This window comes from Herbaspirillum sp. NPDC101396, from assembly GCF_044767365.1.
GTDB lineage: Bacteria > Pseudomonadota > Gammaproteobacteria > Burkholderiales > Burkholderiaceae_D > Herbaspirillum.
Genome location: NZ_JBIWNT010000006.1, coordinates 46,827 through 73,185, shown reverse-complemented (window position 1 = coordinate 73,185; position 26,359 = coordinate 46,827). Strand labels below are relative to the sequence as shown.

28 protein-coding genes are annotated in these 26,359 nt (G+C 63.1%); 15 read left to right on the top strand and 13 right to left on the bottom strand.

Annotation, left to right across the window (positions count from 1 at the left end):
• The 3 genes from ACIROY_RS20390 to ACIROY_RS20380 all read left to right on the top strand — a co-directional run bounded on the left by ACIROY_RS20390 (position 1) and on the right by ACIROY_RS20380 (position 3,041).
• Entirely contained in the window at positions 1 to 1,626 is a 1,626-nt protein-coding gene (locus ACIROY_RS20390; protein ID WP_402343758.1) for a gamma-glutamyltransferase family protein, read from the top strand.
• 41 nt (positions 1,627 to 1,667) lie between these two features.
• Positions 1,668 to 2,453, top strand: a complete 786-nt coding sequence (locus ACIROY_RS20385; RefSeq protein ID WP_402277975.1) for a GntR family transcriptional regulator — start codon at positions 1,668 to 1,670, stop codon at positions 2,451 to 2,453.
• 81 nt (positions 2,454 to 2,534) lie between these two features.
• Positions 2,535 to 3,041 (top strand): hypothetical protein, encoded by a 507-nt coding sequence (locus ACIROY_RS20380; RefSeq protein ID WP_402343755.1) that lies wholly within the window; start codon positions 2,535 to 2,537, stop codon positions 3,039 to 3,041.
• Between the two features lie 29 nt (positions 3,042 to 3,070).
• On the opposite strand, the gene ACIROY_RS20375 is transcribed toward ACIROY_RS20380, so the two are convergent.
• From ACIROY_RS20375 to ACIROY_RS20350, 6 genes are all read right to left on the bottom strand, one after another.
• Positions 3,071 to 3,361 (bottom strand): type II toxin-antitoxin system RelE/ParE family toxin, encoded by a 291-nt coding sequence (locus tag ACIROY_RS20375; protein ID WP_402277977.1) that lies wholly within the window; start codon positions 3,359 to 3,361, stop codon positions 3,071 to 3,073.
• Positions 3,354 to 3,599 (bottom strand): type II toxin-antitoxin system ParD family antitoxin, encoded by a 246-nt coding sequence (locus ACIROY_RS20370; protein WP_402277978.1) that lies wholly within the window; start codon positions 3,597 to 3,599, stop codon positions 3,354 to 3,356. The genes ACIROY_RS20375 and ACIROY_RS20370 overlap by 8 nt, the downstream gene beginning before the upstream one ends.
• 188 nt (positions 3,600 to 3,787) lie before the next feature.
• Complete coding sequence (locus tag ACIROY_RS20365) at positions 3,788 to 4,159, bottom strand: DUF3325 domain-containing protein (protein ID WP_402343753.1); 372 nt, start codon at positions 4,157 to 4,159, stop codon at positions 3,788 to 3,790.
• Positions 4,156 to 5,796 carry a PepSY-associated TM helix domain-containing protein gene (locus tag ACIROY_RS20360; protein WP_402343750.1) on the bottom strand — a complete coding sequence of 547 codons (1,641 nt, stop codon included), beginning with the start codon at positions 5,794 to 5,796 and terminating at the stop codon, positions 4,156 to 4,158. The genes ACIROY_RS20365 and ACIROY_RS20360 overlap by 4 nt, the downstream gene beginning before the upstream one ends.
• Positions 5,793 to 6,095 carry a DUF3649 domain-containing protein gene (locus tag ACIROY_RS20355; protein ID WP_402277981.1) on the bottom strand — a complete coding sequence of 101 codons (303 nt, stop codon included), beginning with the start codon at positions 6,093 to 6,095 and terminating at the stop codon, positions 5,793 to 5,795. Before ACIROY_RS20355 ends, ACIROY_RS20360 begins: the two co-directional genes overlap by 4 nt.
• A gap of 51 nt (positions 6,096 to 6,146) precedes the next feature.
• Positions 6,147 to 8,342 carry a TonB-dependent siderophore receptor gene (locus tag ACIROY_RS20350; RefSeq protein WP_402343747.1) on the bottom strand — a complete coding sequence of 732 codons (2,196 nt, stop codon included), beginning with the start codon at positions 8,340 to 8,342 and terminating at the stop codon, positions 6,147 to 6,149.
• Positions 8,343 to 8,598: 256 nt separating this feature from the next.
• On the opposite strand from ACIROY_RS20350, the gene ACIROY_RS20345 reads away from it, so the two are divergent.
• The 6 genes from ACIROY_RS20345 to gltK all read left to right on the top strand — a co-directional run bounded on the left by ACIROY_RS20345 (position 8,599) and on the right by gltK (position 14,142).
• A complete protein-coding gene (locus ACIROY_RS20345) occupies positions 8,599 to 9,510 on the top strand; it encodes a MurR/RpiR family transcriptional regulator (protein ID WP_402343745.1) in 912 nt (303 codons plus the stop codon).
• A gap of 274 nt (positions 9,511 to 9,784) precedes the next feature.
• The gene (locus ACIROY_RS20340) at positions 9,785 to 11,107 is read left to right on the top strand and encodes an aspartate aminotransferase family protein (protein WP_402343742.1); all 1,323 of its coding nucleotides are present in this window, start codon (positions 9,785 to 9,787) and stop codon (positions 11,105 to 11,107) included.
• A 55-nt stretch (positions 11,108 to 11,162) separates the two neighbouring features.
• On the top strand, positions 11,163 to 12,068 hold the full coding sequence (locus ACIROY_RS20335; RefSeq protein WP_402343739.1) for a glutamate/aspartate ABC transporter substrate-binding protein: 906 nt from the start codon (positions 11,163 to 11,165) through the stop codon (positions 12,066 to 12,068).
• Positions 12,069 to 12,101: 33 nt separating this feature from the next.
• Positions 12,102 to 12,671: a carboxymuconolactone decarboxylase family protein gene (locus tag ACIROY_RS20330; RefSeq protein ID WP_402343736.1), complete on the top strand. Its 570-nt coding sequence runs from the start codon at positions 12,102 to 12,104 to the stop codon at positions 12,669 to 12,671.
• A gap of 37 nt (positions 12,672 to 12,708) precedes the next feature.
• Entirely contained in the window at positions 12,709 to 13,443 is a 735-nt protein-coding gene (locus tag ACIROY_RS20325; protein ID WP_402277987.1) for an amino acid ABC transporter permease, read from the top strand.
• A 15-nt stretch (positions 13,444 to 13,458) separates the two neighbouring features.
• Positions 13,459 to 14,142, top strand: a complete 684-nt coding sequence (gltK, locus tag ACIROY_RS20320) for a glutamate/aspartate ABC transporter permease GltK (protein WP_402343733.1) — start codon at positions 13,459 to 13,461, stop codon at positions 14,140 to 14,142.
• Here the strand turns inward: gltK and ACIROY_RS20315 are convergent.
• Positions 14,139 to 14,738 (bottom strand): hypothetical protein, encoded by a 600-nt coding sequence (locus tag ACIROY_RS20315; RefSeq protein WP_402343730.1) that lies wholly within the window; start codon positions 14,736 to 14,738, stop codon positions 14,139 to 14,141. The two genes, gltK and ACIROY_RS20315, sit on opposite strands and share 4 nt — an antisense overlap.
• Positions 14,735 to 15,058 carry a hypothetical protein gene (locus tag ACIROY_RS20310; protein ID WP_402343727.1) on the bottom strand — a complete coding sequence of 108 codons (324 nt, stop codon included), beginning with the start codon at positions 15,056 to 15,058 and terminating at the stop codon, positions 14,735 to 14,737. Before ACIROY_RS20310 ends, ACIROY_RS20315 begins: the two co-directional genes overlap by 4 nt.
• A 447-nt stretch (positions 15,059 to 15,505) precedes the next feature.
• On the opposite strand from ACIROY_RS20310, the gene ACIROY_RS20305 reads away from it, so the two are divergent.
• Positions 15,506 to 15,859 (top strand): hypothetical protein, encoded by a 354-nt coding sequence (locus ACIROY_RS20305; protein WP_402277989.1) that lies wholly within the window; start codon positions 15,506 to 15,508, stop codon positions 15,857 to 15,859.
• Between the two features lie 36 nt (positions 15,860 to 15,895).
• Here the strand turns inward: ACIROY_RS20305 and ACIROY_RS20300 are convergent, their stop codons facing one another.
• Entirely contained in the window at positions 15,896 to 16,453 is a 558-nt protein-coding gene (locus tag ACIROY_RS20300; protein ID WP_402343723.1) for an SRPBCC family protein, read from the bottom strand.
• 204 nt (positions 16,454 to 16,657) lie between these two features.
• On the opposite strand from ACIROY_RS20300, the gene ACIROY_RS20295 reads away from it, so the two are divergent.
• The 4 genes from ACIROY_RS20295 to ACIROY_RS20280 all read left to right on the top strand — a co-directional run bounded on the left by ACIROY_RS20295 (position 16,658) and on the right by ACIROY_RS20280 (position 22,008).
• Positions 16,658 to 17,701, top strand: a complete 1,044-nt coding sequence (locus tag ACIROY_RS20295; RefSeq protein WP_402343720.1) for a LacI family DNA-binding transcriptional regulator — start codon at positions 16,658 to 16,660, stop codon at positions 17,699 to 17,701.
• Between the two features lie 168 nt (positions 17,702 to 17,869).
• Positions 17,870 to 19,234, top strand: a complete 1,365-nt coding sequence (gene gudD, locus ACIROY_RS20290; RefSeq protein ID WP_402343717.1) for a glucarate dehydratase — start codon at positions 17,870 to 17,872, stop codon at positions 19,232 to 19,234.
• A gap of 147 nt (positions 19,235 to 19,381) precedes the next feature.
• Positions 19,382 to 20,692, top strand: a complete 1,311-nt coding sequence (locus ACIROY_RS20285; RefSeq protein ID WP_402344199.1) for an MFS transporter — start codon at positions 19,382 to 19,384, stop codon at positions 20,690 to 20,692.
• A gap of 86 nt (positions 20,693 to 20,778) precedes the next feature.
• Complete coding sequence (locus tag ACIROY_RS20280) at positions 20,779 to 22,008, top strand: DUF2863 family protein (protein ID WP_402343714.1); 1,230 nt, start codon at positions 20,779 to 20,781, stop codon at positions 22,006 to 22,008.
• A 2-nt stretch (positions 22,009 to 22,010) separates the two neighbouring features.
• On the opposite strand, the gene ACIROY_RS20275 is transcribed toward ACIROY_RS20280, so the two are convergent.
• Together ACIROY_RS20275 and ACIROY_RS20270 are read right to left on the bottom strand one after the other, a co-directional pair.
• Positions 22,011 to 22,541, bottom strand: a complete 531-nt coding sequence (locus tag ACIROY_RS20275) for an ankyrin repeat domain-containing protein (protein WP_402343711.1) — start codon at positions 22,539 to 22,541, stop codon at positions 22,011 to 22,013.
• 112 nt (positions 22,542 to 22,653) lie between these two features.
• Positions 22,654 to 23,514, bottom strand: a complete 861-nt coding sequence (locus ACIROY_RS20270; protein ID WP_402343708.1) for an oxidoreductase — start codon at positions 23,512 to 23,514, stop codon at positions 22,654 to 22,656.
• 164 nt (positions 23,515 to 23,678) lie between these two features.
• Between ACIROY_RS20270 and ACIROY_RS20265 the strand changes: the two genes are divergently transcribed.
• A complete protein-coding gene (locus tag ACIROY_RS20265) occupies positions 23,679 to 24,578 on the top strand; it encodes a LysR family transcriptional regulator (RefSeq protein WP_402277996.1) in 900 nt (299 codons plus the stop codon).
• Positions 24,579 to 24,601: 23 nt separating this feature from the next.
• Here ACIROY_RS20265 and ACIROY_RS20260 read toward each other — a convergent pair whose 3' ends face one another.
• Both ACIROY_RS20260 and ACIROY_RS20255 read right to left on the bottom strand, forming a co-directional pair.
• A complete protein-coding gene (locus tag ACIROY_RS20260; protein ID WP_402343705.1) occupies positions 24,602 to 24,979 on the bottom strand; it encodes a hypothetical protein in 378 nt (125 codons plus the stop codon).
• A gap of 103 nt (positions 24,980 to 25,082) precedes the next feature.
• Positions 25,083 to 26,306, bottom strand: a complete 1,224-nt coding sequence (locus ACIROY_RS20255; protein WP_402343702.1) for an MFS transporter — start codon at positions 26,304 to 26,306, stop codon at positions 25,083 to 25,085.
• Positions 26,307 to 26,359 lie beyond the last annotated feature (53 nt).

Sequence of the window (26,359 nt, the reverse complement as noted above, 5' to 3'; positions counted from 1 at the left end):
ATGCCCACTTTCAACGCCAACCACTATCCCTACGCTTCCCGCCGCAGCGCGGTCTTCGCCAATCGCGGCATGGTCGCGACCGGCCAGCCGCTGGCCGCCCAAGCCGGCCTGCAAGTGCTGCAAGCCGGCGGCAACGCGATTGACGCCGCGATTGCAGCGGCGGCCGCATTGACCGTGGTCGAGCCGACCGCCAACGGCATCGGCGGCGACGCCTTCGCGCTGATCTGGCACAAAGGCCAGCTGCACGGCCTCAACGCCAGCGGTCCGGCGCCGATGGCGATTTCGCTCGACGCGCTGAGCGCGGCCGGTCACAAGAACGTGCCGAAGTACGGCGCCCTGCCCGTCACCGTGCCCGGCACGCCGTCGGCCTGGGCCACGATGGCTGAACGCTTCGGCCGCCTGCCGCTGTCGCGGTCGATGGCCGGCGCCATCAGCCTGGCGCAGGACGGCTTCCCGGTGTCGCCGATGGTGGCGGTGGCGTGGCAGCAGGCCTACAAGAATTTCACGCGTGAATTCAAGGACGATCATTTCAAGTCCTGGTTCGACACCTTCGGCGCACTTGACGGCTCCGGGCGCGCGCCGCAGGCCGGCGAAATGTGGCGTTCTCCCGGTCACGCCGCGACGCTGCAATCGATTGCCGACGACAACGCGCGCAGTTTCTATCAAGGCGCGCTGGCCGAAAAAACCGCCGCCTTCGTGCGCGCCGCCGGCGGTTACCTGGATGTCTCCGACCTCGCCAATTACCGGCCGGAATGGGTCGATCCGATCCGCGCCAACTATCGCGGCTACGACGTCTGGGAAATCCCGCCGAACGGCCACGGCCTGGTCGCCTTGCTGGCGCTGAACATGCTCAAGGGCTTTGACTTCAGCGAGCGCGATACCCTGCTGACCTACCACCGCCAGATCGAAGCGATCAAGCTGGCTTACGCCGATGGCCTCGCCCACATCGCCGACAGCGGCCACATGCGTGTCTCCGTCAAGGACTTGCTGTCGGATGCGTATGCCGACGAGCGCCGCAAGCTGATCGGTGCGCGCGCCGCGCTGCCGGCGCCGGGCGAACCGCCGCGCGGCGGCACCGTGTACCTGTGCACCGCCGACAACGAAGGCAACATGGTGTCCTTCATCCAGAGCAATTACATGGGCTTCGGTTCGGGCCTGGTGGTGCCGGGCACCGGCATCTCGCTGCACAACCGCGGCAACAATTTCACGCTTGACGCCGCCCATCCGAATTGCCTGGCGCCGGGCAAGCGGCCGTACCACACCATCATCCCCGGCTTCCTCACCAAGGACGGCGCAGCGGTCGGTCCGTTCGGCGTGATGGGCGGCTTCATGCAGCCGCAAGGCCACGTGCAGATGGTGATGAACACGGTCGACTTCGGCCTCAATCCGCAGTCGTCGCTGGACGCGCCGCGCTGGGAATGGGAAAGCGGCAACAAGGTCAGCATCGAGCACACCACTGCCGAGCACCTGTTCCGCGGCCTCGGCCCGGCCGGCCTCGGACATGAAGTCAGCTGGTCCGGCAACCAGCTCGGCTTCGGCCGCGGCCAGATCATCTGGCGCGACGCCAACGGCGTGCTGTGCGGCGGCACCGAACCGCGCAGCGACGGTTGCGTGGCGGCCTGGTAGTTTCAGCAGTTTCACTCTCTTCTGGAAAAGGCTGTGCGCCCATGCATGCTTCACCCGATCCGTCGCTGATGGACAGCGTCGCCGCAGAGCCGGTCAAGTCGTCGTCGTTGCCGGAGTACGTCTACGCGCGCCTGCGTGAAGACATTTTCGAGATGCGCCTGCTGCCCGGCGACCAGGTCACCGAGACCGAAGTCGCGGCCTACTTCAAGGTCTCGCGCACGCCGGTGCGCGAGGCGCTGCAACGTCTGCAAAGCGACGGCCTGATGCAGGGCTACGTGCGCGGCGGCTGGGAAGTGGTGCCGATGGATTTCAAGCGCTTCGCCGACTTGTACGAGTTGCGCCAGCTGATCGAGGTGCATGCGGTCACGCGCCTGTGCGCCGATGGCGCTGACGGCAAGCACAAGGTCGATATGGCGCAGATCGAGGCCCTCAAGGCGGACTGGTGCGTGCCGGTCGGGCAGCGCCTGAGCGACGGCCGCGCCGCCGCCGCGCTCGACGAAGCCTTCCACCAGACGCTGGTGCGCGCCACCGGCAACCTGGAAATGGCGAGCGCCTTTGACCGCCTCACCGACCGCATCCGCATCGTGCGCCGGCTTGATTTTGTCTACGGCGATTGCGTCGGATCGACCTACGAGGAACATGCTGCTATCCTTGCGCAGATCGACGCCCGCGCCGGCGATGAAGCTGTCAGGTTGATAACGGAGCACATCGACGGCAGCCACGCGGAAGTCAACCAGATCACCCTGCATCGCCTGCACAGCGCGCGCGCCTCCGCCGCGACCGAGCGCCTGCCCTACGTCACCGTGAGGGTCATGCGTTCCTTCTGAGCAAGCTCTGCGAACATCGTCTTTGCACGTCCTGATTTGTAGCCAACGTTGTTGTCAGCCACATTGAAAAAGGAGAAAGACATGCTCGGATTGACTTCGCTCGGCATCATCCACACGGCCATCGCGCTGGTGGCCGTGGTCACCGCCCTCATCATCCTCGCGCGGGAACACCGCATCCGATACGCCACCAACGCGGGCAAGCTATATGTTCACGCCACCGTGCTCACCAGCCTGACTTCGTTGGGCATCTTCCAGCACGGCGGTTTCGGTAAACCCCATGCGCTGGCGCTGATCACGCTGGCGACCCTGGCCATCGCGCGTGCCGCAATTCAAACCACCTGGTTCGGCCGCCGCAGCGCTTATGTGGAGATGGTGGCGTACTCAGCCACGCTGCTGTTCCATTTCATCCCGGCATTGACCGAAACCGGCACGCGCCTGCCCGTCGGCGCGCCGTTCTTTGCGAACGCGGAAGACCCGCTGCTGAAGATGCTGACAGGTGCGCTGGTGCTGGTGTTTTTGGTGGGGGCGACGCTGCAGGTGGTGTGGCTGGGACGGCGGGAGACATCGACGCAGGTCCCGGCTGCATAGCGGTGCAGTGCCGGCTCCTGCCGCTGCAGTCAAAGGTGTCGGGAGACGTCCATCAGATCGTGCAATATCCGAACGATTGCAATCCCATAGGTCGTGACACGGAAATAGATCATGTGCCGCCCCACGCTTCGGCGACGATAACCGGGACGAATATGGTCACATGCCGGCGCTGCTTGCGGCGCTCGCGCCAACTCATCAAATGCCAGCGCCATGATGTCCGTGTAGCGATCCGCTTGCTCGGCACCCCACTTCATGCGGGTATAAGTCCATATCGCCTCCAGGTCGCGCTCGGCGGCGGGCGCAAGACGGTATTCAGCCATGTTTGGCTGACATTCGCTGCTTGAATGCGTGGGCATCGAAGGGGCGGGGTTCTCCACTGGACTCGCCTTCGATCAGCGCAGCCCGGATCGCCTCAAGTTCGATACTGCGTTCCTGTTCACGTCGTATCAGGTCACGGATGTATTCGCTGTCGTTTGTATAGTGGCCGGCGTCAATCTGTGCCTTGATCCAGTTGTCCTGCGTGTCCGTCAACGTAATGGTCTTGCGCACGGTTCCCATGAGGCAATCTCCCGGTAGGTTTCAATAGAGTGATGAAAATCATACTATTGGTGCATTATTGCGCACACTTACCCAAAATGCCAGTTGCGGGCATTGAAACGATCGCTCGATGAATGCGTTTTGGCAGAAGTTCGAACTATTAAGGATTATTTAATGGTTCGAGTTGGCGCTCGCATCGACTGTTAAACCTAGGTCGCCAATGCTGCCAGTGTCAGCAGGCCGGCCAGCCACAACACCGGCTTGCCCGTGCGCGGCACCGACTTCGGCGCGTAGCACAGCTGCAGCACCAGCAGCAGGGCGGCGACGGTCATGGTGCCCAGCCAGGCCACCGGGCCGATGCCCCAGCCGCTGTCGCGCACACAGACTGCGAAGGCCGCCGTCAGCGCCAGCGTGCCGAGCCAGCGGCCGCGCTTGCGCGATACAGCGCTCGGTTCGGCGCCGCGGCCGTTGATGTCTGCGTAGTGGCGGTCCATCGCCAGGCTCAGCGCCACCCATGCGCTGTAGGTCAGCGCCAGCGTCGCCAGGAAAGGCAGCGGGATCAGGTTCGTCATGTCCATCATGCGACCTCCTGCAGCTTGGCTTTGGATGTTTCTTGCGGCTCTTGCACACCTTGCTTGCCGGCTTTCCTTGCCACTTTTTTCTTGCGGCCCAGATGCCATGCCGCGAACGCCAGGCCGATCCCCAGCGCCAGCACCGTCAGGTCAAAACCGGCCACCGACCATGGACCTTGCGCCATGAACAGCGTCACGCCCAGGTGCGACGAGGTGGTGAACACATTGAGCACCGGTATGCCCATGAAGAGCAGGGCGCCCGTCCACAATTGCCATTGCCACATGCGGCGGTCGGGGCGGATCTGCGCCAGCACGGCGGCCACGCCCCAGGCGATGAAGAACCAGCTGATCTCGGCGTCGGGCCGCTTGGGCATCGCCACCGGCAGCAGGCGGTTGGCCCAGAAGTAGGCGGCGAAGGCGATCGGCAGGCCGGCGATGGCGCCGATGTTGAGCGCTTCCACCAGGCGCAGGCCGAAACCGACGCGCCCACCGGCGGCGAGTTTTTTGGCATAGCCCTGGCGCGTCTTGACCGCCCACAGCAACGCGCCGGTGGCGACCATGGCGCAGCCCGACAGCCCGCACAGGAAGAACAGCACGCGCAGCAGCGGGTTGGCGAAGTGGCCGATGTGCAGGCCGTACAGTACGCCGCGGGTGGCGTTGGCGCCGCCGATGTCTTCATTGTCGGCGCTGACCAGCGCGCCGGTGACGCCGTTGAATTGCACGCTAGGCTGGATGTAGTTCAGTCCTTTTTCTTCCTGGCGGCGGATCTGGATCGTCGCATTGGCGTCGCCCGGATGATTGATCGTGATGCCGACTGCGGACATGCCGTGCCAGCGCTGTTCGGCCTGCGCCAGCAACGGTTGCAGCGGCGTCAGCGGCATCGGCTTGCCGGCGGGTTTGCCGTTCCTGGCGCTCGGGAAGACGTCGGCGAAGAAGCTTTCCTGGTTGCCCTTGTACGCGGTCTGGATGCCCCACGGCATGTACATGAACATCAGCGTGACCAGGCCGGTGTAGGTGATCATCAGGTGGTAGGGCAGGGCCAGCACGGCAGTGGCGTTATGCGCGTCGAGCCAGGAGCGCTGGCCTTTCTTCGGACGGAAGGTGAAGAAATCCTTGAAGATGCGCTTGTGCGTGATCACGCCGCTGACGATCGCCACCAGCATGAACATGGCGCAGAAGCCGACGATCCAGCGCGCCCACAGCGCCGGCATGTAATGCAGGTCGAAGTGCAGGCGGTAGAGAAATTCGCCGCCGCGCGTCTCGCGCACGTCGGGCATTTTTTCGCCGGTCAGCGGATCGATGATCTGGCTGGTGAACTTGCCGCGCGTCTTCGGCGGCGCATCCTTGGGCGGCGGATTGATCCAGCCGATGCGCAGCGCCGTGCTGCGTTCGGCCGGCAGCGTGATGAACCAGCGCGAAGCATCCGGCGCCTTGCTTTGCAACGCGGCTAGTGCCGTTTGCGCAGCCTGGGCGCGGGTGACGGCTGCGCTGTGCGACGCGTGCAGCTCGGGCTTCATCCACAGCGTGATCTCTTCGCGGAAGTAGGATGCCGTGCCGGCGCAGAACACCAGGAACAGCACCCAGCACACCAGCAGGCCGGACCAGGTGTGCAGCCATGCCATCGACTGGCGGAAGCCTTCTCTCATGGCGTGCTCCGCTGGATCATCGTCACAATCAACAAACCCGCGCCGAGCAACAAGCCCGGCGCCACGATCCCGCCCCACGCACGCCACGCCGTGCGCGCCGCGAACACCCACAGCACTGCGCAGCAGAACACGATGAACGACAACAGCGTGGCGGTGATCACCGCTTCGGCAGGCTGCATCGGCAACACCACGGCAAGCAGGGCGGCCGCGACGGCGGACAGCGCATAGCCGCCGCCGATGGCGGCCAGTGCGCGCGAGGCGACGGCGAGGCGATAACGAAGGGAGGGATTCAGGTTCATTTCTTCACTTGATGATGATGTGGCGTCGGCTCTGTCGTAATTCCAATTGCGTTACCAGCCGTACGACAGCGTTGCCGTCGCAGTGCGGCCTTCGCCGTACAGGCAGTAAGTGGTGGAGCAGATGCCGGGGTAATACACTTTGTCGAACAGGTTCTGGATGTTGAAGGCCAGGCGTGCGCCCTTGAGCTTCGGATCCAGTTTCGCCAGGTCGTAACGCAACATCGCATCGACCAGGGTGAACGACGCGATCTTTTGCGTGTTGCCGGCGTCGAGCCACATTTTACCGGTGTAGCGCGCACCGGCGCCGAAGCCGAGGCCATTCAACGGACCGTTCTTGACTTCATAGTCGGCCCATACCGAGGCCGTATGCGGGGCCAGCGAGGTTGGCGCCTTGTCCTGCGCCGGTGCACTGGCCTTCAGGTATTTGCCTGCGGTGTAAGCATAGGCGGCCGTCAGGTTGACGCCGCTTTCCAGCGTCAGCTTGGCTTCCAGTTCGATACCCTGGGTGCGCAACTCACCGGTCTGCACCGAGCATTGCGTGCCGCCGGCGCAGACGTGCGTCGGATCCGGATCGGTCATGGTGTTGTTCTTCTGCTTCTGTTGATACACCGCAGCAGAGAACATCGCGTTGTACGCCTTCGGCTGATAGCGCACGCCGGTTTCATACAGCACGCCCTTGGTCGGGATGAATGGCTTGCCGAAGAAGTCGGTGCCGCTGATCGGTTCGAAGGATTCCGAATAGCTCACATAGGGCGCTATACCGTTGTCGAACAGGTAGAGGGCGGCCAGGCGCTTGGTGAACGCGCTGTCTTCCAGCTTGGCCGTGGTGGCAAGGGTGCTCTGGTTGCGGGTGCTGGTGCGCGCCTGTTCATAGCGGCCCGCCAGCGTGAAGCGCCAGTTGCCCAAGGCCGCCTGGTCTTGCAGGTAGACGCCGGGGCGCTCCTGCTTTTGCAGCGTCGGCACGGCAAAGGTAAACGCCGAAGTTGGCAGGGTGCCGTATACCGGATTGAAAATGTCGATCGGCCGGGCAGTGGCGCTGGCCGAACGCGTGTCTTCTTCATACTGTGAATAGTCGAAGCCGACCAGGCTGGTGTGCTTGAACGGGCCGGTGTCGAATTTTGCTTCCAGATGGGTATCGACGTTGGTGGTCTGGCTCTGGCGCCAGGCTTGCGACGCCGAGCGCAATACTGTGCGATTGTCGGCCTGCAGGTTGGCGAAACTGGTCGGCGAGATCGCGCGCGAATAGGCGTTGACGTCGGTGAAGCGGAAATTCTGGCGCAGCGTCAGCGCATCGTTGAAGCGGTGTTCGAACGCGTAGCCGACCGCGTGTTGTTCGCGCGTGTAGATGTTGTAATCCGGCTCGCCGAGATTGCGGTTGCGCGCAATCTGTCCGAGAGGATTCACAAACAGCGTGCCCTTGGACGGCATGAAATTGCGCGGACTCAGGTCCTCGCTCAGGTAATGCGCCAGCAGCGTGAAGCTGGTGTCGGCGGAAGGCCGCCAGGTGATCGCGGGAGCGAAGTAGCGGCGGTTGTTCTTGACGCCGTCGACGCTGGTGCCGGCATCCCGGATCAGGCCGTTGAGGCGGTAGCTCAGCTTGCCGTCTTCATCAATGGCGCCGCCGATATCGAAGGCGGCCTGCTTGCGGTCGAAGCTGCCGTATTGCACCTGCAGTTCACGGACCGGTTCGGCAGTGGGGCGCTTGCTGACCGAGTTGGCGATGCCGCCCGGCGCGTTGGTGCCGTACAGCACTGAAGCCGGGCCGCGCAATACTTCCACGCGCTCCAGGCCCCAGGTTTCGGTACGCATGGTGACGGCGCCGCCGCCGCCCGAATAGACCACGCGCAGGCCGTCCAGATATTGCGAGGCGAAGAAGCCGCGGATGTATTGCCAGTCGCCGTTGGGGTCGGGGTAGGGCGCACCGACGCCGGGAGTGTAGGCCAGCGCATCGATCAGGTTTTGCGCGCCGCGCGTGTTCATTTCGTCACGCGTCACGACGGACACGGACTGCGGCGTTTCCAGCAAGGGCGTTTCGGTCTTGCTGCCGGTCAGGGTTTTCTTGGCGACGAAACCGCTGACCGGACCGGTGGCGGTCTGGTCGGTGGTGGCAGTGACGTTGACTTCCGGCAGGGCGCCGGCGTTGCCGGCGGCTTCCTGCGCAGACGCGGTGTGGGCGATGCAAAACAAGGCGGCGGCAACGGCGGCTGAAACAGCCGTCGGCCGCGCGTCGAACGAGCGGTATGACATGGTGGATTCCCTCTAAGTTATCGCGGTCCTGTGCCTGGCAACGATAAGAATCGGGAGCTGGGTATCTGGAGTAAGCCTGTGAATTATTTGGTTTTTGACTAGACTTATTTCTAGATGATAACAATTCCTATTCAAAATGTCATCCCTCACGGTAGGCGGAAGCCGGAAATGAAACCAATGTTGCACGCGCCTGCGCCGCTGCAATTTGTGAAACAATGCAGCCTCCCTGATTCATTCCCACATGCATACGCCCGCCATGACGGATTCCACAGCTGCCAACGCCGACACCCCGGCCAACTTCGCCGAACTCGACGCCCTGATCCGCGCCAACTATGCCGACATGCGTCCGCAGTTCCAGGCCGGCGCCGCCTTCCTGCTCGACAATCCTGGCGAGGTGGCGGTGTCGACCATGCGCGCGGTCGCCACGCGCGCCGGCGTGCAGCCGTCGACGCTGGTGCGGCTGTCGCAGTATCTTGGCTTTCCCGGCTGGGGCGAGTTGCGCGCGCTGTTCGTGGAGCGCCTGGCGGTCACGCCCAAGGCCTACGCTTACAAGGCGCAGAGCCTGGTCAAGCGCAACAACAGCGACATCCTGATCGCCGAAATCTTCCAGGCCCAGCGCGCCAACCTCGACGCCTCCGAGCCGAAGAACGCCGACGAATTGCTGCGCGCCGCACGCACGCTGACCAAGGCGCGCCACGTGCACATCGCCGGCTTCCGCGCGGCGTATTCGGTGGCCTTCATGCTGGAATACCTGTACCGCCTGTTCCGCCCCAGCGTCACGCTGATCAAGGGCACCGCCGGTTCGCTGGCGATGGAGTTGCGCGCCGTCGCGCCGCAGGATGCCACCATCGTCATCAGCTTCGCGCCGTATTCAATTGAAGCGGTGCAGGTGGCCGAGGCCGCCAAGCGCGCCGGCAGCAAACTGATCGCGCTGACCGACAGCGCAGTCGCGCCGATCGCGCTGCAGGCCGATCACACCATCCTGTTCTCGCACGACAGCCCGTCGTTTTTCCCGTCAATGGCGGCTGCCATCGCGGTGGCGGAAAGCCTGATCGAACTGGTGATCTCGCTCGACGACGACAAAGCCGTCAAGCGCCTTGAGCACGCCGAGGAAGAGCTGTACCAGAGCGGCGCTTATGTGAATCACGTGAAAGCCGGCAACAAGTAAGTTGTTCGGCCGGTTCACGTTTCAACATCCACTGCAACAAGTGTTGCGGCAATGATTGCCCCGTCCTGATCCACCACGATGCCCCCGCAGTGCCCGGAGGCGCTGTCTTTACGCGCCGTTCGATGGCGATTGGCGAGACGACCTGATTTGGTGCGGAGTTACGTCGCAATGCACCAAAAAATGCGCAATAAAATATATATGCAACGAACGTTGCAAAAGCGATTCTTTCAATTTATAGTTGGCCCCAACTTGATTTCAGTACGGGACCAGCTTCATGACACACGTCTTCCATCGTTATCCGAAAATGACCCTGCCGGTCGCCGCAGCAGGCGAGGGCATCGAGCTGATCGACAGCAAGGGCAAGCGCTACCTCGACGCCTGCGGCGGCGCGGCGGTGTCCTGCCTCGGCCACGGTCATCCGCGCGTACTGGCGGCGATCCACAAGCAGATTGATGAGCTGGCCTATGCGCACACCTCGTTCTTCACCACCGCCGTCGCCGAGCAACTGGCCGACGAACTGAGCGCCTCGGCGCCGGGCGACCTGAATCACGTGTACTTCCTGTCGGGCGGTTCGGAGGCAGTGGAAGCGGCGCTCAAGCTGGCGCGGCAATACCACGTCGAGAACGGTCAAAAGCAGCGTCGCCATTTCATCGCGCGCCGCCAGAGTTATCACGGCAATACGCTCGGCGCGCTGGCCATCGGCGGCAACGCCTGGCGCCGCGAAGCCTTCTTGCCGCTGCTGACGCCGTCGCACCACGTGGCGCCGTGCTACGCCTACCGCGAGCAGCTGAGCGGCGAATCCGACGCGCAATATGTGCAACGCCTGGCCGACGAACTGGAAGCCAAGATCCTCGAACTCGGCGCCGATGAAGTCGCCGCCTTCGTCGCCGAAACCGTGGTCGGCGCCACCGCGGGTGCGGTGCCGCCGGTCGGCGACTATTTCAAGAAGATCCGCGCCGTCTGCGACAAGTACGGCGTCCTGCTGATCCTCGACGAAGTCATGTCCGGCATGGGCCGTACCGGTCATCTGTACGCCTGCGCCGAAGACGGCATCGCGCCCGACATCCTGGTCATCGCCAAGGGCCTGGGCGCCGGCTACCAGCCGATCGGCGCGATGATCGCCAGCGACCGCATCTACAACACGGTGGTCGGCGGCAGCGGCTTCTTCCAGCACGGCCACACCTACATCGGCCACGCCACCGCCTGCGCCGCCGCGCTCGCCGTGCAACAAACGATCCGCGAAGAACAGCTGCTGCAGAACGTGCAGGCGCGCGGCGAACAATTGCGCGCCCGCCTGCGCGAAGTTTTCGCCAACCATCCGAATGTGGGCGACGTGCGCGGCCGCGGCCTGTTCGTCGGCGTCGAGCTGGTGGCCGACCGCGACAGCAAGCAGCCGCTCGATCCCGCGCGCCGCACGCACAGCCGCGTCAAGAGCGAAGCCATGCAGCGCGGGCTGCTGGTGTATCCGATGGGCGGCACCGTCGACGGTCGCCAGGGCGACCACATCCTGATCGCGCCGCCGTTCATCAGTACCGCCGCCGACATCGACGCCATGGTTGAACGCCTGGTTCCGGCGGTCGATGCAGCACTTGCATAAATCAACAACAAACATTCAAGCAGCACCCATCTACATCTTCAGGAGAGGAAGCGCCATGAAACAATTTACCCACCCGCTGCTTGTATTGCTGTCCATGCTGGCCTGTGCGGGCGCCGTGCACGCCGCCGACGCCGGCCTCGGTCCGACGCTGCAAAAGATCAAGGACGGCAACGTCATCGCCATCGGCCACCGCACCAGCTCGATTCCGTTTTCCTATTACGATGAAAACCAGAAAGTGGTCGGCTATTCGCAAGACCTGTGCAACAAGGCCATCGACGCGGTCAAGGCGAAGCTGAACCTGCCCAACCTGGAAGTGCGCATGATCCCGGTGACCTCGCAGAATCGCACGCCGCTGCTGCAGAACGGCACCATCGATCTGGAATGCGGCGTCACCAGCAACCTCAAGGATCGCTGGCAGCAAGTCTCTTTCAACACCACCTTCTTCGTCGCCAGCAGCCGCATCCTCACGCGCAAGGACAGCGGCATCAAGGACTTCCCCGATCTGGCCGGCAAGGCCGTCGTCACCAACGCCGGCACCACCTCGGAACGCCTGCTGCGCACGCTCAACGAGCGCCGCAAGATGAACATGCAGATCCAGAGCGCGAAGGACTACGGCGAAGCTTTCCTGATCCTGCAATCGGGCCGCGTCGCCGCGTATGTGATGGACGACATCCTGCTGGCCGGCGCACGCACCACCGCGCAAAAGCCCAACGACTGGCTGCTGACCGGCACGCCGTTCGGCGCTGAACCGTACGGCTTCATGGTGCGCAAGGACGATCCGCAATTCAAGCAATTGGTCGACGGCGCACTGAGCGGCCTGATGAAGAGCGGCGAGATCAACCGCATGTACGCCAAGTGGTTCACCTTCCCGATTCCGCCGAAGAACATCAGCTTCAATTTCCCGATGCCGGAAGACGTCAAAAAGCTGTATGCGAATCCAAGCGACAAACCGATGGATTAAGCTGAACGCTTTTATCCATCACGGAGCCTCCACATGAGCCAACCACGCCTGCCCGCCTTCGACGCAGCCCACGCCACGCCCGACCAGAAAGCGCTGCTCGACGACATCCTGTCGGGCCCGCGCGGCAATCTCAACGGGCCGTTCGTAAGCTGGATCCACAGCCCCGAATTCGGCCAGCTGGCGCAGAAGCTCGGCGCCTACTGCCGCTACGAAACCGGCCTGCCGCTGCGCTTGTCGGAGTTGGCGATCCTGGTCACCGCGCAGCAATGGCAGTCGCAGGCGGAGTGGTACATCCACCTGCCGATCGCGATCGACGCCGGCCTGTCGGCGGACGTCGCCGAGCAGATCCGGCAAGGCCAGACGCCGGTGTTCGCGCTGGAGGACGAACGCGTGATCTGGTCCTTCGCCACCGAACTCGGCAGGCGCAAGCGCGTGACCGATGCAACCTATGCGCGCGCACTGGAATTGTTCGGCATCAAGGTGGTGGTCAACCTGATCGGACTGCTCGGCTACTACGCACTGGTGGCGATGACGCTCAACGTCTTCGGCATGCGCGCCGAAGGCCAGGCCTCGCTGCCTTTCCCTGAACCGCCGCCGGTCTGAGCGCCGCGCGCATTCTTTTCCATTCCGAGAGCACCACATGGACTACCGCTGGAACTGGAGCGTCTTCCTCCACCAGGCCGCCGATAACCAGACCTACGCCGACTGGCTGCTGTCGGGTTTGTCGGTAACGCTGGCGCTCGGCCTGTCGGCCTGGTGCCTTGCACTCGCGCTGGGCACCGTGCTGGGCATCATGCGCACGCTGCCCAATCGCTGGCTGCGCGGCGCCGCCGCGACTTACGTCGAACTGTTCCGCAACGTGCCGCTGCTGGTGCAAGTCTTCATCTGGTATTTCGCCATGCCCGAGGTGCTGCCGTTCGGCATCGGCGACGACATCAAGAGCATGAGCCCGCTGGCGCAACAGTTCACCACCGCCATGCTGTGCCTGGGCTTCTTCACCGCGGCGCGCGTGTGCGAGCAGGTGCGCTCCGGCATCGGCGCTTTGCCGCCCGGACAAAAGAACGCCGGCCTGGCGATCGGCTTCACGCTGGCGCAGACCTACCGCTACGTGCTGCTGCCGATGTCGTTCCGCATCATCCTGCCGCCGCTGACCTCGGAATTCCTCAACATCTTCAAGAACTCGGCGGTGGCCTCCACCATCGGCCTGCTGGAGCTTGCCGCGCAGGGACGGCAACTGGTTGATTACACCGCGCAGCCGTATGAGGCCTTCATCGCCGTCACGCTGACCTACATGCTGATCAACATCACGGTCATGACGCTGATGCGCCGGCTCGAAGGGCGCGTCGCCCTGCCGGGTTTCGGCGGCGGAAAATAGAGAGGGCGCGCGGCCATGAGCTATCAGTTCGATTTCAGTTCCATCACGCCTGCAGCGGTTCAGGTGCTCGGCCATGGCATGGCGATCTCGCTGCAGATCACCGCCACCGCCATCGCGTTCGGCATCGTCTGGGGCACGCTGCTGGCGATGATGCGGCTGTCGTCGTCGAAGCCGTTGCAGTGGTTCGCCAGCGGCTACGTCAACCTGTTCCGTTCGATCCCGCTGGTGATGGTGCTGCTGTGGTTCTTCCTGATCGTGCCGCAGTTGTTGCAGAAGGTGTTCCATTTGTCGGCGTCGAACGACTTGCGCATGATTTCGGCGCTGGTTGCCTTCTCCTTGTTCGAGGCGGCTTATTACTCCGAAATCATCCGCGCCGGCATCAAGAGCGTGGCGCGCGGCCAGTTGGCTGCGGCGTTCGCGCTGGGGCTGACTTACACGCAGACGATGCGCCTGATCATCCTGCCGCAGGCGTTCCGCAACATGGTGCCGTTGCTGCTGACGCAGGGCATCATTTTGTTTCAGGACACGTCGTTGGTGTACGTCAGCGCGCTGGCGGATTTCTTCGGCCGCGCCTACAGCATCGGCGAACGCGACGGCCGCATCATTGAATTGCTGTTCTTCGCGGGAGCGGTCTACTTCGTGATTTGCTTTGGCATTTCGCTGCTGGTCAAGCGCACCCTCAGCGCACGACCGGACTAGCGGTAGTCAAATCCTCTGCATCCTTCACGCAGGGCAGTTTCCCGATCAGTGGACAAAGCCCTGGGCAATTCCATCTGTTTCGGAAAAATCATAGAAAACCTTTCCCATCCGCGCGGAGTTTTTTGCATCGACACCATGCCTCCTTCGAGGCAACTTACCTTGATCCCGCCGGGTCCCTCGCCCAAGATCCGGTAGTCGCCGCTGCGTTGTGCGATCTCGGTTTCAATATCCGTCACATACTGATTGAGGGCGCAGTTCATCGGACCTTTTTCGTCGTACAAATGGAAGCAGGAATAGCCGTTGCCATTGGGACTGCGCCGATCTTCGACTTCAACGATTTCGCTCGCCACCGCCGAAGCGCCGGTGCATGAACCCGAGAACACGGCAGCGATGACCATGGCATCCCGTTCTTTCGGCGTCTCGGCATCCACAATATGTTCCAGCATGCGTACGTATTCTTGTGGGCACATGAAGTTGCCCGCGCGCAGGAAGGTGAAGCCAGCGGCACTGGCGCTCGGGCTCGTGGCCGCCAGAGCAGCCAGAAATATCGCAGGTAAAAACCCGGTTCGCAGGACCGCTCGCACGAAGTCAATCATGGGCGGGGAGACTGCTTTCCGTCAGTGATGCGCGTGATGACGGCGATCACCCCTGAAGGCGGGATTTTTTTGAAGCTTGAGTAAGTGTAGGCATGTGGAGTCCCCTTACTTGACACCGGTTTTGCATAGCCGTCCGGATAGGTCATTCGTATGCCGTTTGCATCGAGGCTCTCGCCATGGGCGAAGGGGGTCACATGGCAAAGCAAGAGCGAAGAAAAGAAGACGTGGAGGCTGGTCCGTGCGTGGAAAGGTTCAGATACTCTTTTCAGCAAGTCTGACTTCGCCTGTGAAGACGATGCTGTTGCTGCGGTGCGTTGCATGTGTTTCCCCGGATGAAGGCCGGACGAAAAATAGCGACGGCCGCAGACATGAGTCCGCGAAGGTCTGAGCGTGATTTTCGTCACAGATTTTTTTATTGGCGTTGCAGACGAATGTTGTTTTCCATGCACGAGCTGGATGCGAGCCCATTATTCGCGCGACCCGATAATGCCGTGCAGGAAGAATTTATTCAAGAATTTCTCAGCGAAATTAATGCATAAACACAATATACATCGTCGTATGTTGCATGATGAAAATCTAGTTTTTGAATCCAACAGAGAATTTCTATTGATGTTGTTATGAACAAATCAAGACTCGTAGAACTATTCTCTATCGTTCCTTGCGCTTGCCTCTTATCTTTACTAGATTGGGTATTCCACCAGAAAAACAGCTAGTCATCACAGCCAGCGAAACAGCGTACTTATCTGTCGACCAAAAGGAGCACAGTAATGAGTCCTGCATCTGTCGCAACGGAAGACCGTTCATCCATCTACACCAGCGCCATCGGCGTCAATCTCCCTCCCCGGCCGCACCGCCGACGCGAGCGTCTCGATATCACGTTGCTGGAAATCGATCCGCGCGAAGTGGTGGACGGCATGGTGCTCGACAACGGCATGTTCCTCGCACCTGATCCGATCCCGGTCGGCACCATGCGTGAGACATGCCCGCATTGCGAAGGCGTCGCACTCCAGCTCGTGCTGCGCCGGCATCAGGTCAAACGCTCGCATCTGTTCTGCGACCACTGCACGCGTTGCTATGACGCCTTGTGCGACGGCGGCTATTCGATACTCGGGATAGTCTGAGACGATCGGTTCTCGATCACGATAGTGAAAGCGGCCTCAGGGCCGCTTTTCCATTTCAGCCTTGACGGCGTTGAGCATGTTGCGCAGGTCCCGCTTCATCAGTGTTGCGCCAAACAGCGTCGGCACATAAAAGTCAGGCGCAATGATGCCGGCGTAGGAAATGCGGGTGCGTCCTTCGTCTCCCGGCTGCTGCGCCTGCAATGACTGCAATTCCCAACGCGCCTGGTATTCGCGCATGTTGCCGCTGACCAGGCGGATGTCGATGGCGTCCATCGCTTGCTCGGTGACGTGCAGCACCAGATCGATGTTTTGCCGGAGGAACAGGAATTGGGCGAAACCGTTTTGGGTGACGACACGCTCATTGCCTTCGCTCGAGCTGACGTGCGAACGCGACAGGTTGGGGACGAACTCGGCCAGCCGGTCGTAGTCGGTCAGCACCTTCCAGCTGCGCGCGATGTCGGCAGTCACGGTCATCTTCGCCGTCACGGCAAACAGCGGATAGCCTTTGGCGTGGCTCATGACGACGCTGACGTCTGGCTCGCCGGCGGCGGTTTGCGCGTCGGCGTCGAGGCAAGCGGTTCCGGACAGCGCCACGAGTGAGCAAAGCAGAAAGAGTCGCAAAGGGATTCTCGGGTGGGCAGTTCATCAATGAGCAAACGGGAGCTTACGCGAATCTGGCGCTGGCGCAATGTCATCCACGGTGGCGCACTGGTATCGGTACCATTTTGACGATGCTAAAATCGCGCCATGACGAAGCCTTCGATTCCCGCCATTTCAGCACCTTCACCTGACGTCCCGATGACTGCACCCGCGCCTGTCGCGCGCAAGGGCCGCAAGGGTGCCGGGCTGACCCTGCGCGACGTCGCCCGGCTGGCCGGCGTGGCGCCGATCACCGCCTCGCGCGCGCTCAATACGCCCGACGCGGTGTCGGAGACCGTGCTCAAGAAGGTCCGTGAAGCCGTCGAGCGCACCGGTTACGTGCCCAACCTGCTGGCCGGGGGCCTGGCTTCCAAGAAAAGCCGCCTGGTCGCCGCCGTGGTGCCGACCATCGTCGGGCCGATCTTCCTGGAAACCGTGCAGTCGCTGACCGAAGCGCTGGCCGACGCCGGCCACCAGCTCATGCTGGGTCAGAGCGGCTACGAGAATTCGCGCGAAGACGCCTTGCTCGAAGCCATCATCGGCCGCCGTCCCGACGGCGTGGTGCTGACCGGCATCATGCGCTCGGCCGAGTCGCGCAAGCGCCTGCTGGCCAGCGGCATCCCCGTGGTGGAAACCTGGGACCTGACGCCTACGCCGATCGACATGCTGGTCGGCTTTTCGCATGAACGCATCGGCGTCGCCGTGGCGCAGCACCTGCACGCAGCCGGTCGCCGCCGCGTGGCCGTGATCGCCGGTGTCGACGAACGCAGCCGCCGTCGCGCGCGGGCGTTCTCCGACGAAGCGGTGCGGCTTGGCATGGCGCCAGCCGGTCGCGCCGAGGTGCCGCAGTGCATGGTGCCGGCGCCGACCACGCTGGGCAGCGGCCGCACCGGCCTGGCCGACCTGCTGGGCCAGGCCGGCGTTATCGACGGCGTGTTCTGCAGCTCCGACATCCTCGCCATGGGCGTCATGATCGAAGCCCAGGTGCGCGGCATCGCGATTCCCTCGCAGCTGGCGGTGATGGGTTTCGGCGACCTCAGCTTCTCGCGCGACCTGCATCCGCAACTGACCACCGTGCGCATCGACGGCACCGGCATCGGCAAGACCGCCGCGCGCTTCATCATCGAACGTGCGGAAGGCCGGGAGGTGCCGGAACGCGTGCAGGACATCGGCTTCACCATCATCGAACGGCAGAGCGTCTGAGCGCTGCGGCGCTCATCTTCCTGGTTCTCTTCCTCCACTGGTTTGCGATCTGACAACATCGCGCTAAACCGATTGACAGCCAAAAAAGGTACCGCTACCATTTGCATCAATCGGAATTGGTAGCGGTACCAATTCCGTGTGCCCATCGATCACCGTACAAGGCCCACCATGTCTGCTCAGCCAAACGCATCACTGAATTCTTCCCGCTCTTCCGCGCCTGTCGTCACCGGGATGCAGGTCATCCCGGTCGCCGGCCGCGACGGCATGCTGCTCAACCTGAGCGGCGCGCACGGTCCTTACTTCACGCGCAACCTCGTCATCCTGACCGACAGCGCCGGCAACACCGGCGTCGGCGAAGTGCCGGGCGGCGAACGCATCCGCCAGACCCTGGAAGACGCGCGCGAACTGGTCGTCGGCCAATCCATCGCCCACTACAACGCCGTGCTCAATCGCATGCGCCGGACCTTCAGCGACCGCGACGCCGGCGGCCGCGGCTTGCAGACCTTCGACCTGCGCATCACCATCCACGCCGTCACGGCGGTGGAAGCGGCGCTGCTCGATCTGCTTGGCAAGTTCCTCGGCGTGCCGGTCGCAGCCTTGCTCGGCGAAGGCCAGCAACGCGACAAGGTGGAAATGCTCGGCTACCTGTTCTACGTCGGCGACCGCAACGCCACCGACCTCGACTATCACAGCGAACCCGACAACGCTGACGATTGGCAGCGCCTGCGCCATGAGAAAGCCATGGACGCCGACGCCATCGTGCGGCTGGCCGAGGCGGCCTACCAGCGCTACGGCTTCAACGACTTCAAGCTCAAGGGCGGCGTCCTGCGTGGCGAGGATGAAATCGAAGCCGTCGCAGCGTTGCATGAACGCTTCCCGCAGGCACGCATCACGCTGGACCCCAACGGCGGCTGGTTGCTGAAAGACGCGATCCGCCTGTGCCGCGACCAGCACGACGTGCTGGCTTACGCCGAAGATCCCTGCGGCGCTGAGAACGGTTACTCCGGCCGCGAAGTGATGGCCGAGTTCCGCCGCGCCACCGGCCTGCAGACGGCCACCAACATGATCGCCACCGACTGGCGCGAAATGGGCCATGCGATTCAGCTGCAATCGGTCGACATTCCGTTGGCAGACCCGCACTTCTGGACCATGCAGGGTTCGATCCGCGTGGCGCAACTGTGCAATGAGTGGGGCCTGACCTGGGGATCGCATTCCAACAACCACTTCGATATCTCGCTGGCAATGTTCACGCAAGTGGCAGCCGCCGCGCCGGGCAAGATCACCGCCATCGATACGCATTGGATCTGGCAGGACGGCCAGCGCCTCACGCGTGAACCGTTCAGGATCGTCGGCGGCATGGTCGACGTGCCGACCGCACCGGGCCTGGGTGTGGAGATCGACATGGAACAGGTAATGGCGGCCAACGCGCTCTACAAAGCCAAGGGCCTGGGTGCGCGCGACGACGCCATCGCCATGCAGTACCTGATTCCGGGCTGGAAGTTCGATAACAAGAAGCCTTGCCTGGTCAGATAAGCCAACAGCTTCAATACGCATCACGACAATAAAAAGCGCAATACAAAGCGCAATAAAAAACGCAATAAAGATCGCACAGGCCGCCACGACGGCCGCAGCGACAACCTCAAGGAGACAGCAGTGAGCAATCCCGCAAATGAGCAAAACATCGCGGCCTGGGCCGCCCATCCCGACGGCCCGGCAAGCGGTCCGCTGGCCAGCGCCATCGACAAGGTCAAATGGCGCATCCTGCCGCTGTTCGTGATCATGTTCATCGCCAACTACATCGACCGCGTCAACATCGGCTTCGTGCGCTCGCACCTGGCGACCGATCTCGGCATCGGATCGGCGGCGTTCGGTCTCGGCGCGGGATTGTTCTTCATCGGCTACGCCATCTTCGAAGTGCCGTCCAACATGCTGCTGCAGAAATTCGGCGCCAAGGCCTGGCTGACGCGCATCATGCTGACCTGGGGCGTGGTGGCGACGTCGATGGCCTTCGTGCACAACGAGACCTCGTTCTACATCCTGCGCTTTTTGCTAGGGGTGGCCGAGGCCGGCTTCTTCCCGGGCGTGGTGTACTACTTCACGCAATGGCTGCCCAACAGCGAACGCGGCAAGGCGATGGCGGTGTTCCTGAGCGGCTCGGCGATTGCGTCGATCCTGTCCGGGCCGATCTCGGGTGCGCTGCTGCAGATCGAGGGTGGCGGCCTGCATGGCTGGCAATGGATGTTCATCATCGAAGGCCTGGCCTCGGTGCTGCTGTGCTTCGTAGTCTGGCGCCGCCTCGATTCACGCCCGCAGGACGCCACCTGGCTCAGCGACGAGGAGCGCAACAGCCTGGCCACCATCATCGCGCATGAACAACGCGAGCGCCAGGCCAGCAAGCCGGTGCACGTGTCGTCGTGGAGCCTGCTCAAGGATCCGCAGATCCTGCTGTTCTGCTTCATTTACTTTGCGATTCAGCTGACCATCTACGGCGCCACCTTCTGGCTGCCCAGCATCATCAAGAAGATGGGCCACTTCAACGACTTCCAGGTCGGCCTGTTCAATTCGATTCCGTGGATCATCTCGATCGTCGCGATGTATATCTTCGCCAGCCTGGCCGCGCGTTTCCGTCACCAGCAGGCGTGGGTGGCGGCAACGCTGATCATCGCCGCGGCCGGCATGTTCGCCTCGACCACCGGCGGCCCGGTGTTCGCCTTCGTCGCGATCTGTTTCGCCGGCATCGGCTTCAAGGCGGCCTCGTCGCTGTTCTGGCCGATCCCGCAGGCCTATCTGGACGCACGCATCGCCGCCGCCGTGATCGCGCTGGTCAATTCCATCGGCAACCTCGGCGGCTTCTTCGCGCCGGCGACCTTCGGCTATCTCGAGCAAAAGACCGGTTCGATTCAGGGTGGTCTGTATGCCTTGGCGGTGGCGTCGGTGATCGCAGCCGGGCTGGTGTTCCTGGCGCGGACCTCGGGCAAAAAAGCAGTCTGAAGGAGCAGTCTGACGGCGCGGTCTGAAGGTAATGGAGGGCGGACTTGTTACAATGTCCGCCTCTTCTCTCCACCAGCATTCCAGCCATGTCCAAAAGCAAGCGCCCCGCCGGCAAAGCCGCTCCCTCTTCCGCTCCTTCCGTGGTGCCGGCCGAATACGATCTCGACGAAGCACTGGTCGACAAGCTGGCCAACCTGGCGGTTGAACTGGCGACCGAGGACGAAGCCTCGCCCGATTTGCCGGCCAAGCAACGCGACCTGCACCGCATCATCACCAAGAGCCTGCGCCAGCAGCAGGACGACGTCCTGTACGAAGCGCTGGAACGCGCACGCGACCAGGAAGCCGAAGCCTATCCCTACCTGCGCGAAAAAATCGAAGAAGCCGCCGAGACGGTCTTCTTTACCCGCAACGAGCGCAGCTATGAAGTCAACGCCTTCGTCATCCCGATGTTCGTGCGCACCGTCGGCGGCCTCGATGCGGAGCAGAACTTCCGCGACGCCGACGCCTTCACCGAACTGACCGCCAGCATCAAGGAGGCCCAGCTCGAGAGCGCCGACGCCAAGGTCGTGCTGGTCAGCTACGCCTACCACCTCGACGAAATCGACGCGATCACCTACAGCCATCTGGAAGCCATGGTGCGCGACGCCTACGCCGCCATGACCGACAAGAAGATCACCGAAACAGCGGCCATCAACCGCAGCATGAGCAGCTGGCCGGCCAATCGTTTCGGCGCCGAGGACACGGCGGTGGAATTGCGCTTCCTGCTGGGCTTCGCACTGAAGACGGCAGACGATCCGTTCTACACGATTCCGAAAGACGAAGCGGCGATGGACGCCTACTTCGCAGTGCGCGCGCAGCGCTTCCAGACCTGGAGCGAAAAGGTCGTGCCGCTGGTGCAGCGCTGCCTGGTCACCGATGGCCGCCAGTTCGACGTGCACTTCCTGTACCAGGACCTGTTCCACGGCGGCAAGGAGCGCGGCATCGCCGAGTACTTCATGCTGCAGATGATGTCGGAGCTCGACCACGGCCTGCAGGAAAGCGGCGTGGACGCGCAGCAGACCCATGCCGTCATGGGTCCGGTGGATATCGAAGGGGAAATCTTGCTGCGCGTGAATATCTACAACGGCGAGACCGTTGTCGCCACCGCCGAGAAGCCGCTGGATGGCGCCGCCGCTGACAATCTGCAGATCGAACTCGACGACACCTGCGACGCGCTGCTGACCATGGGGTTGAAATCGGTGGCGCTGGCGGAAGAGTTCGACGCTGACGGCAACGCCGTCAACATCCAGCCTTACGCCGACGGTTCCGCAGCTTAGATTCAGTTCGTCAGGCGGCGCTCCAGCAGCGCCGCCGTCTCCGGCGCTCCCATGGCGCGCGCCGCTTCCAGCGCCGTCGCACCATTCTCGCTGCGCGCCTTGATGTCGGCGCCGTGCGCCAGCAGCAACTCCACGATTTCCACGCGATTGAACATCGCCGCAATCATCAGCGCCGTCTTGCCGTCGGGCGATGCGCCTTCGACATCCGCGCCGCCGTCGAGCAAGGCCTTGACCACTGCCGCATGTCCCTTGAATACCGCGCCCGCAATCGGCGTCTGGCCGTTGTCGTTGCGCAAGCCGGCGTCGGCCTTGTGCTGCAGCAAGACCTGCACCGCCGCATCATGGCCGTGGTACGCGGCCAGCATCAGCAGGCTGTCGCCCTTGTGGTCGCGCAGATTGGGCGGCAGGCCCTTGGCCAGATAAGCCGCGAGCTCATCGGCTTCGCCGTGGCGCGCCAGGTCGAACATCTTGGCGGCGAAATCCAGCGTGGCGTCGTCGAGCTGGCCCGGATCGTTGGATGGGGAAGAGGTCATGGCGATTCCTTCGAAAACGTGAAAGCCGGCCAGGCTGCATGCATGACCGGCGACTGTCGTCGATCATAGCAAACAACCCGGCCGGCTTCAGGCCGCCTTGTTTCCTCTTACATCATGCCGTGACGTCGTCGTGGTTGGTCGAGGTCGACACCGCCATCCATTGCTGCAACTCGGCTTCCACCGCCTGGTTTTTCTTCTGAATCGCGGCAACGGTGTCCGAGCCAAGCGCCAGGCGCAGCGGCGGGTTGGCGTCGTCGGCCAGCTTCAGGATGGCGCTTGCCAGCTTGGCCGGATCGCCCGGTTGCTTGTGGTTGGCGCCGGCCATCAGGGTGCGCATCACACCGACGCTGTCGGCGTATTGCGCGATATGGTTGGCGGTCGACACCACCGAATCGGCGTTGAGGAAGTCGGTGCGGAAGAAGCCCGGTTCCACCACCGTGGCGCGCACGCCCAGCGGCGCCAGTTCGGTGTGCAGCGCTTCGGTCAGTGCCTCGACGGCGAACTTGGTCGCGCAGTAAACGCCCCAGCCCTGATGCGACATATAGCCGCCGATCGAGGAGATGTTGATCACGTGGCCGCTGCCCTGTGCACGCAGCGTCGGCAACACGGCGCGCGTGACGTGCAGCAGGCCGAACACGTTGGTGTCGAATTGTTTTCTCACTTCATCGGCGCTGGCTTCCTCGACCCCGCCCAGCAAGCCGTAACCGGCGTTGTTGACCAGTACGTCAATGCGGCCGAAGCGTGCGACGGCTTGTTTGGCCGCAGCTTGCGCGTCGGTTTCGCTGGTGACATCCAGCTTCAGCGCCAACAGGTTGGCTTGTTCGCCGAGCGCGTCGATGACGGTTTGCGGATTGCGTGCGGTGGCGATCACGCGGTCGCCGCGCAGCAAGGCGTCGCGGGCGATCAGCGCGCCGAAACCGCGCGACGCGCCGGTGATGAACCAGACTTTGGATGTTGTCGATGCTTGTGTCATGGTGATGCTCCTTGGTGAATTGTCTATCGTCGGATGTGAACTGCACTGTGGCTTTGCGCAGTTGGCAGGACGAAGTGTAGGCAGGCGCGCGCTGTTACACTAGACAGCATCAACGTGTTTCATTTACAACCAATAGTTGTAAATAAATAAGGAACGGGGAAGCGATGGACAAAGCCAGGGTAGTGACGATTTTCTTGGGCGTGGTGCGCGCCGGCAGCTTCAGCCAGGCGGCGGTGGAAGCCGGCATGACGCCGCAGGCGGTCAGCAAGGCGGTGCGCCAGCTGGAGGAAGACCTGGGCGTGCGTCTGTTCCATCGCAGCACGCGCAAGCTCAGCCTGACGGAAGAGGGCGCGCGCCTGGCCGAGTTGGCCGACCCCGGCCTGCGCCTGCTCGACGAAGCACTGGACCAGGTGCGCAACAGCCGCCGCGACGCCGAAGGCATGATCCGCGTGAGCGCGCCGACCTCGGTGGGTAATCTGTTGCTGATGCCGCTGATCCAGGAATTCCAGGAGCACTACCCGAACATCCATTTCGATTTTTTGCTCGACGATCGCTTCACCGACCTGGTGGCCGAACGCGTCGACGTCGGCTTTCGCACCGGCAAGGAGCCGCAGCGCAACCTGGTCGCGCGTCGCCTGGGCGACATCGTTCTGCAAATCTACGCAGCACCCTCCTATCTGGAAAAATACGGCAAGCCGAAGAACCTGGATGAGTTGCGCAAGCATCGCTGCACCGGTTTTCGCCATCCCAATACCGGCAGGCTGTCGCCCTGGATGCTGACGGTGGACGGCTCCACGGTCTTTGAGGAAATGCCGGCGGTGGTGAGTTTCAATACCATGGAGTCGGAAGTCGCCGCCGTGCAGGCCGGCGTCGGCATCGGCCAGCTGGTGGTGTATTCGGTGCGCGAGCAGGTCGCCGCCGACAAGCTGGTGCCGCTGCTGCCGCGCCTCAACAGCGTCTATGGCGGCCTGTACATGTATTACCCGCAGCGCAAGCAGATGCCGCAGCGCGTGCGGCACTTCATCGACTTCATCACGGAAGCCCTGCGCCACACAGGAATTTGAACTGCATCTGAACTACCTTGGCGTCACTTTGTAATCATCTGCAAGCGGGTCAGCGACAGCGCCGGTTGCTGTCCGGTCTGCAGCTCAGTCCGCAGCGTGCCGGCCTGGCGCGGCAAGCAACGGAAATCGAGTTCCACCTGCATCGGTTGCCAGCCGCGCGCCTGCTGGCGCAGCTGCATGTCGCGATCTTGGCCGGCGCAATACGCCACGGCTTTTTCGCGGCTGGCGTTGGTCAGCTGGGCCATCGACATGGTGTAGCTGATGCCGGTGGCGATGAGGTTGTAATTGTCGTCGCCGTCGACCGACACGACTTCGCTGAAGTTGGCGCAGCCGCTCAGGGCGCAGGCAGCAAGCAAGGGTGCAAGTAAAGTCGTCGCCCGGGAAATCACGAAGGGTTGCATGGAAATCCTGCACTGATTGATCACGCAGCCAGTGTAGAACCGTGCCAAAAACTATTACATCATCCTGATTCAACTTTACCTGTGTACAAAATCGTCAAGAGCATCATCGTGCGGGCAACTCGCGCAGTCGCGCCACACGCGAGCTCATGATCACGACAGCCTGCAGAACAAATCCGGCCAGCACCACCAACAGGCACGCGGATGTCCCCCACTGGCTCCCCACCAGGCCGCCCAGCGTCGCGCCAAGCGGACGCGCGCCGGCATTGGCCGTCAGGAACACCGCAGAGACCCGGCCGAGCATGGCGTCCGGCGTCATGCTCTGGCGCAGCGTGGTGGTCGTGATGGTCCACACCATGGGGCCGGCGCCCAGCAAGAAGAAGCACAGCCCCGCCAGCGCTGCATGCGGAATGATCAGCGTAGCCGCGAGACTGGCGCCGGCCAGCACGCCCGCCACCGGACCGATCTGGATGGCTCGCCCCAGCGGCAATCCGGCCATTACCCGCGCCGTCGCCAATGCGCCGGCGATCATGCCCGCGCCATACAGGGCCAGCGTAAAACCCACCGCTCCGGTCCCCATGCCGAGCACGCGGATCGCATACGGCACATAGCTGGACTGCAGCGCGAACCAGGACAGATTGAAGATCACGCCGGTGATCGCGACCGGCCGCAGCAAGACATCGCGCCAGACGAATGACGCGCCCTCGGCGATCTCGCGCAACGGATGTCGCCTGCTTGTTGACGCGCGAACGACAGCAAGCTCCGGCAGCCGCAGCAACATGACGATGGCGGCGGCCGACAACAACACCGCCACGCTGAACGCAGCCGTTGCGCCGGCCCACGACACCAGCGCGCCGGCCACCGCCGGGCCGGCCGCGAAGGCAGCGCTACGCGCCAGCTCCAGTCGCGCATTGGCCTGGGCCAGCGATGCGCGCGGCGCCAGCAAAGACACCAGCCCGGGCGCCGCCACGCTGAAACCGACGGTGCCGATGGCGCCGGCAAATCCGAGCACGGCCATCCAGCCGATGCTCAGCGCGGAAGAGTGCAGCACCAGCAGCAAACCCAGCAGCGCCAGGCAGCGTAGCGCTTCGCTCCACAACATCACGCGCCGGCGCGGCAAGCGATCCGCCAGCACGCCCAGCGGCAGCGACAGCAGGAGAAACGGCAGGGTTTGAAATGCGGTCAGCGTGCCGATGTCGCCGGGACCGGCGCCGAGCGCTAATACTGCGACCAGCGGTGCGGCGGCCAGGCTGAGTTGTTCGGCGGATTGCGCGGCCAGGTTGGACCAGGCCAGCGTGGAGAAGGCGGGTGGAAGTGGCGATGTACGCATGGGAGACTGCCCTGATCGGATCTGGTTTCGATCAGGGCAGTCTGCGGTGACCA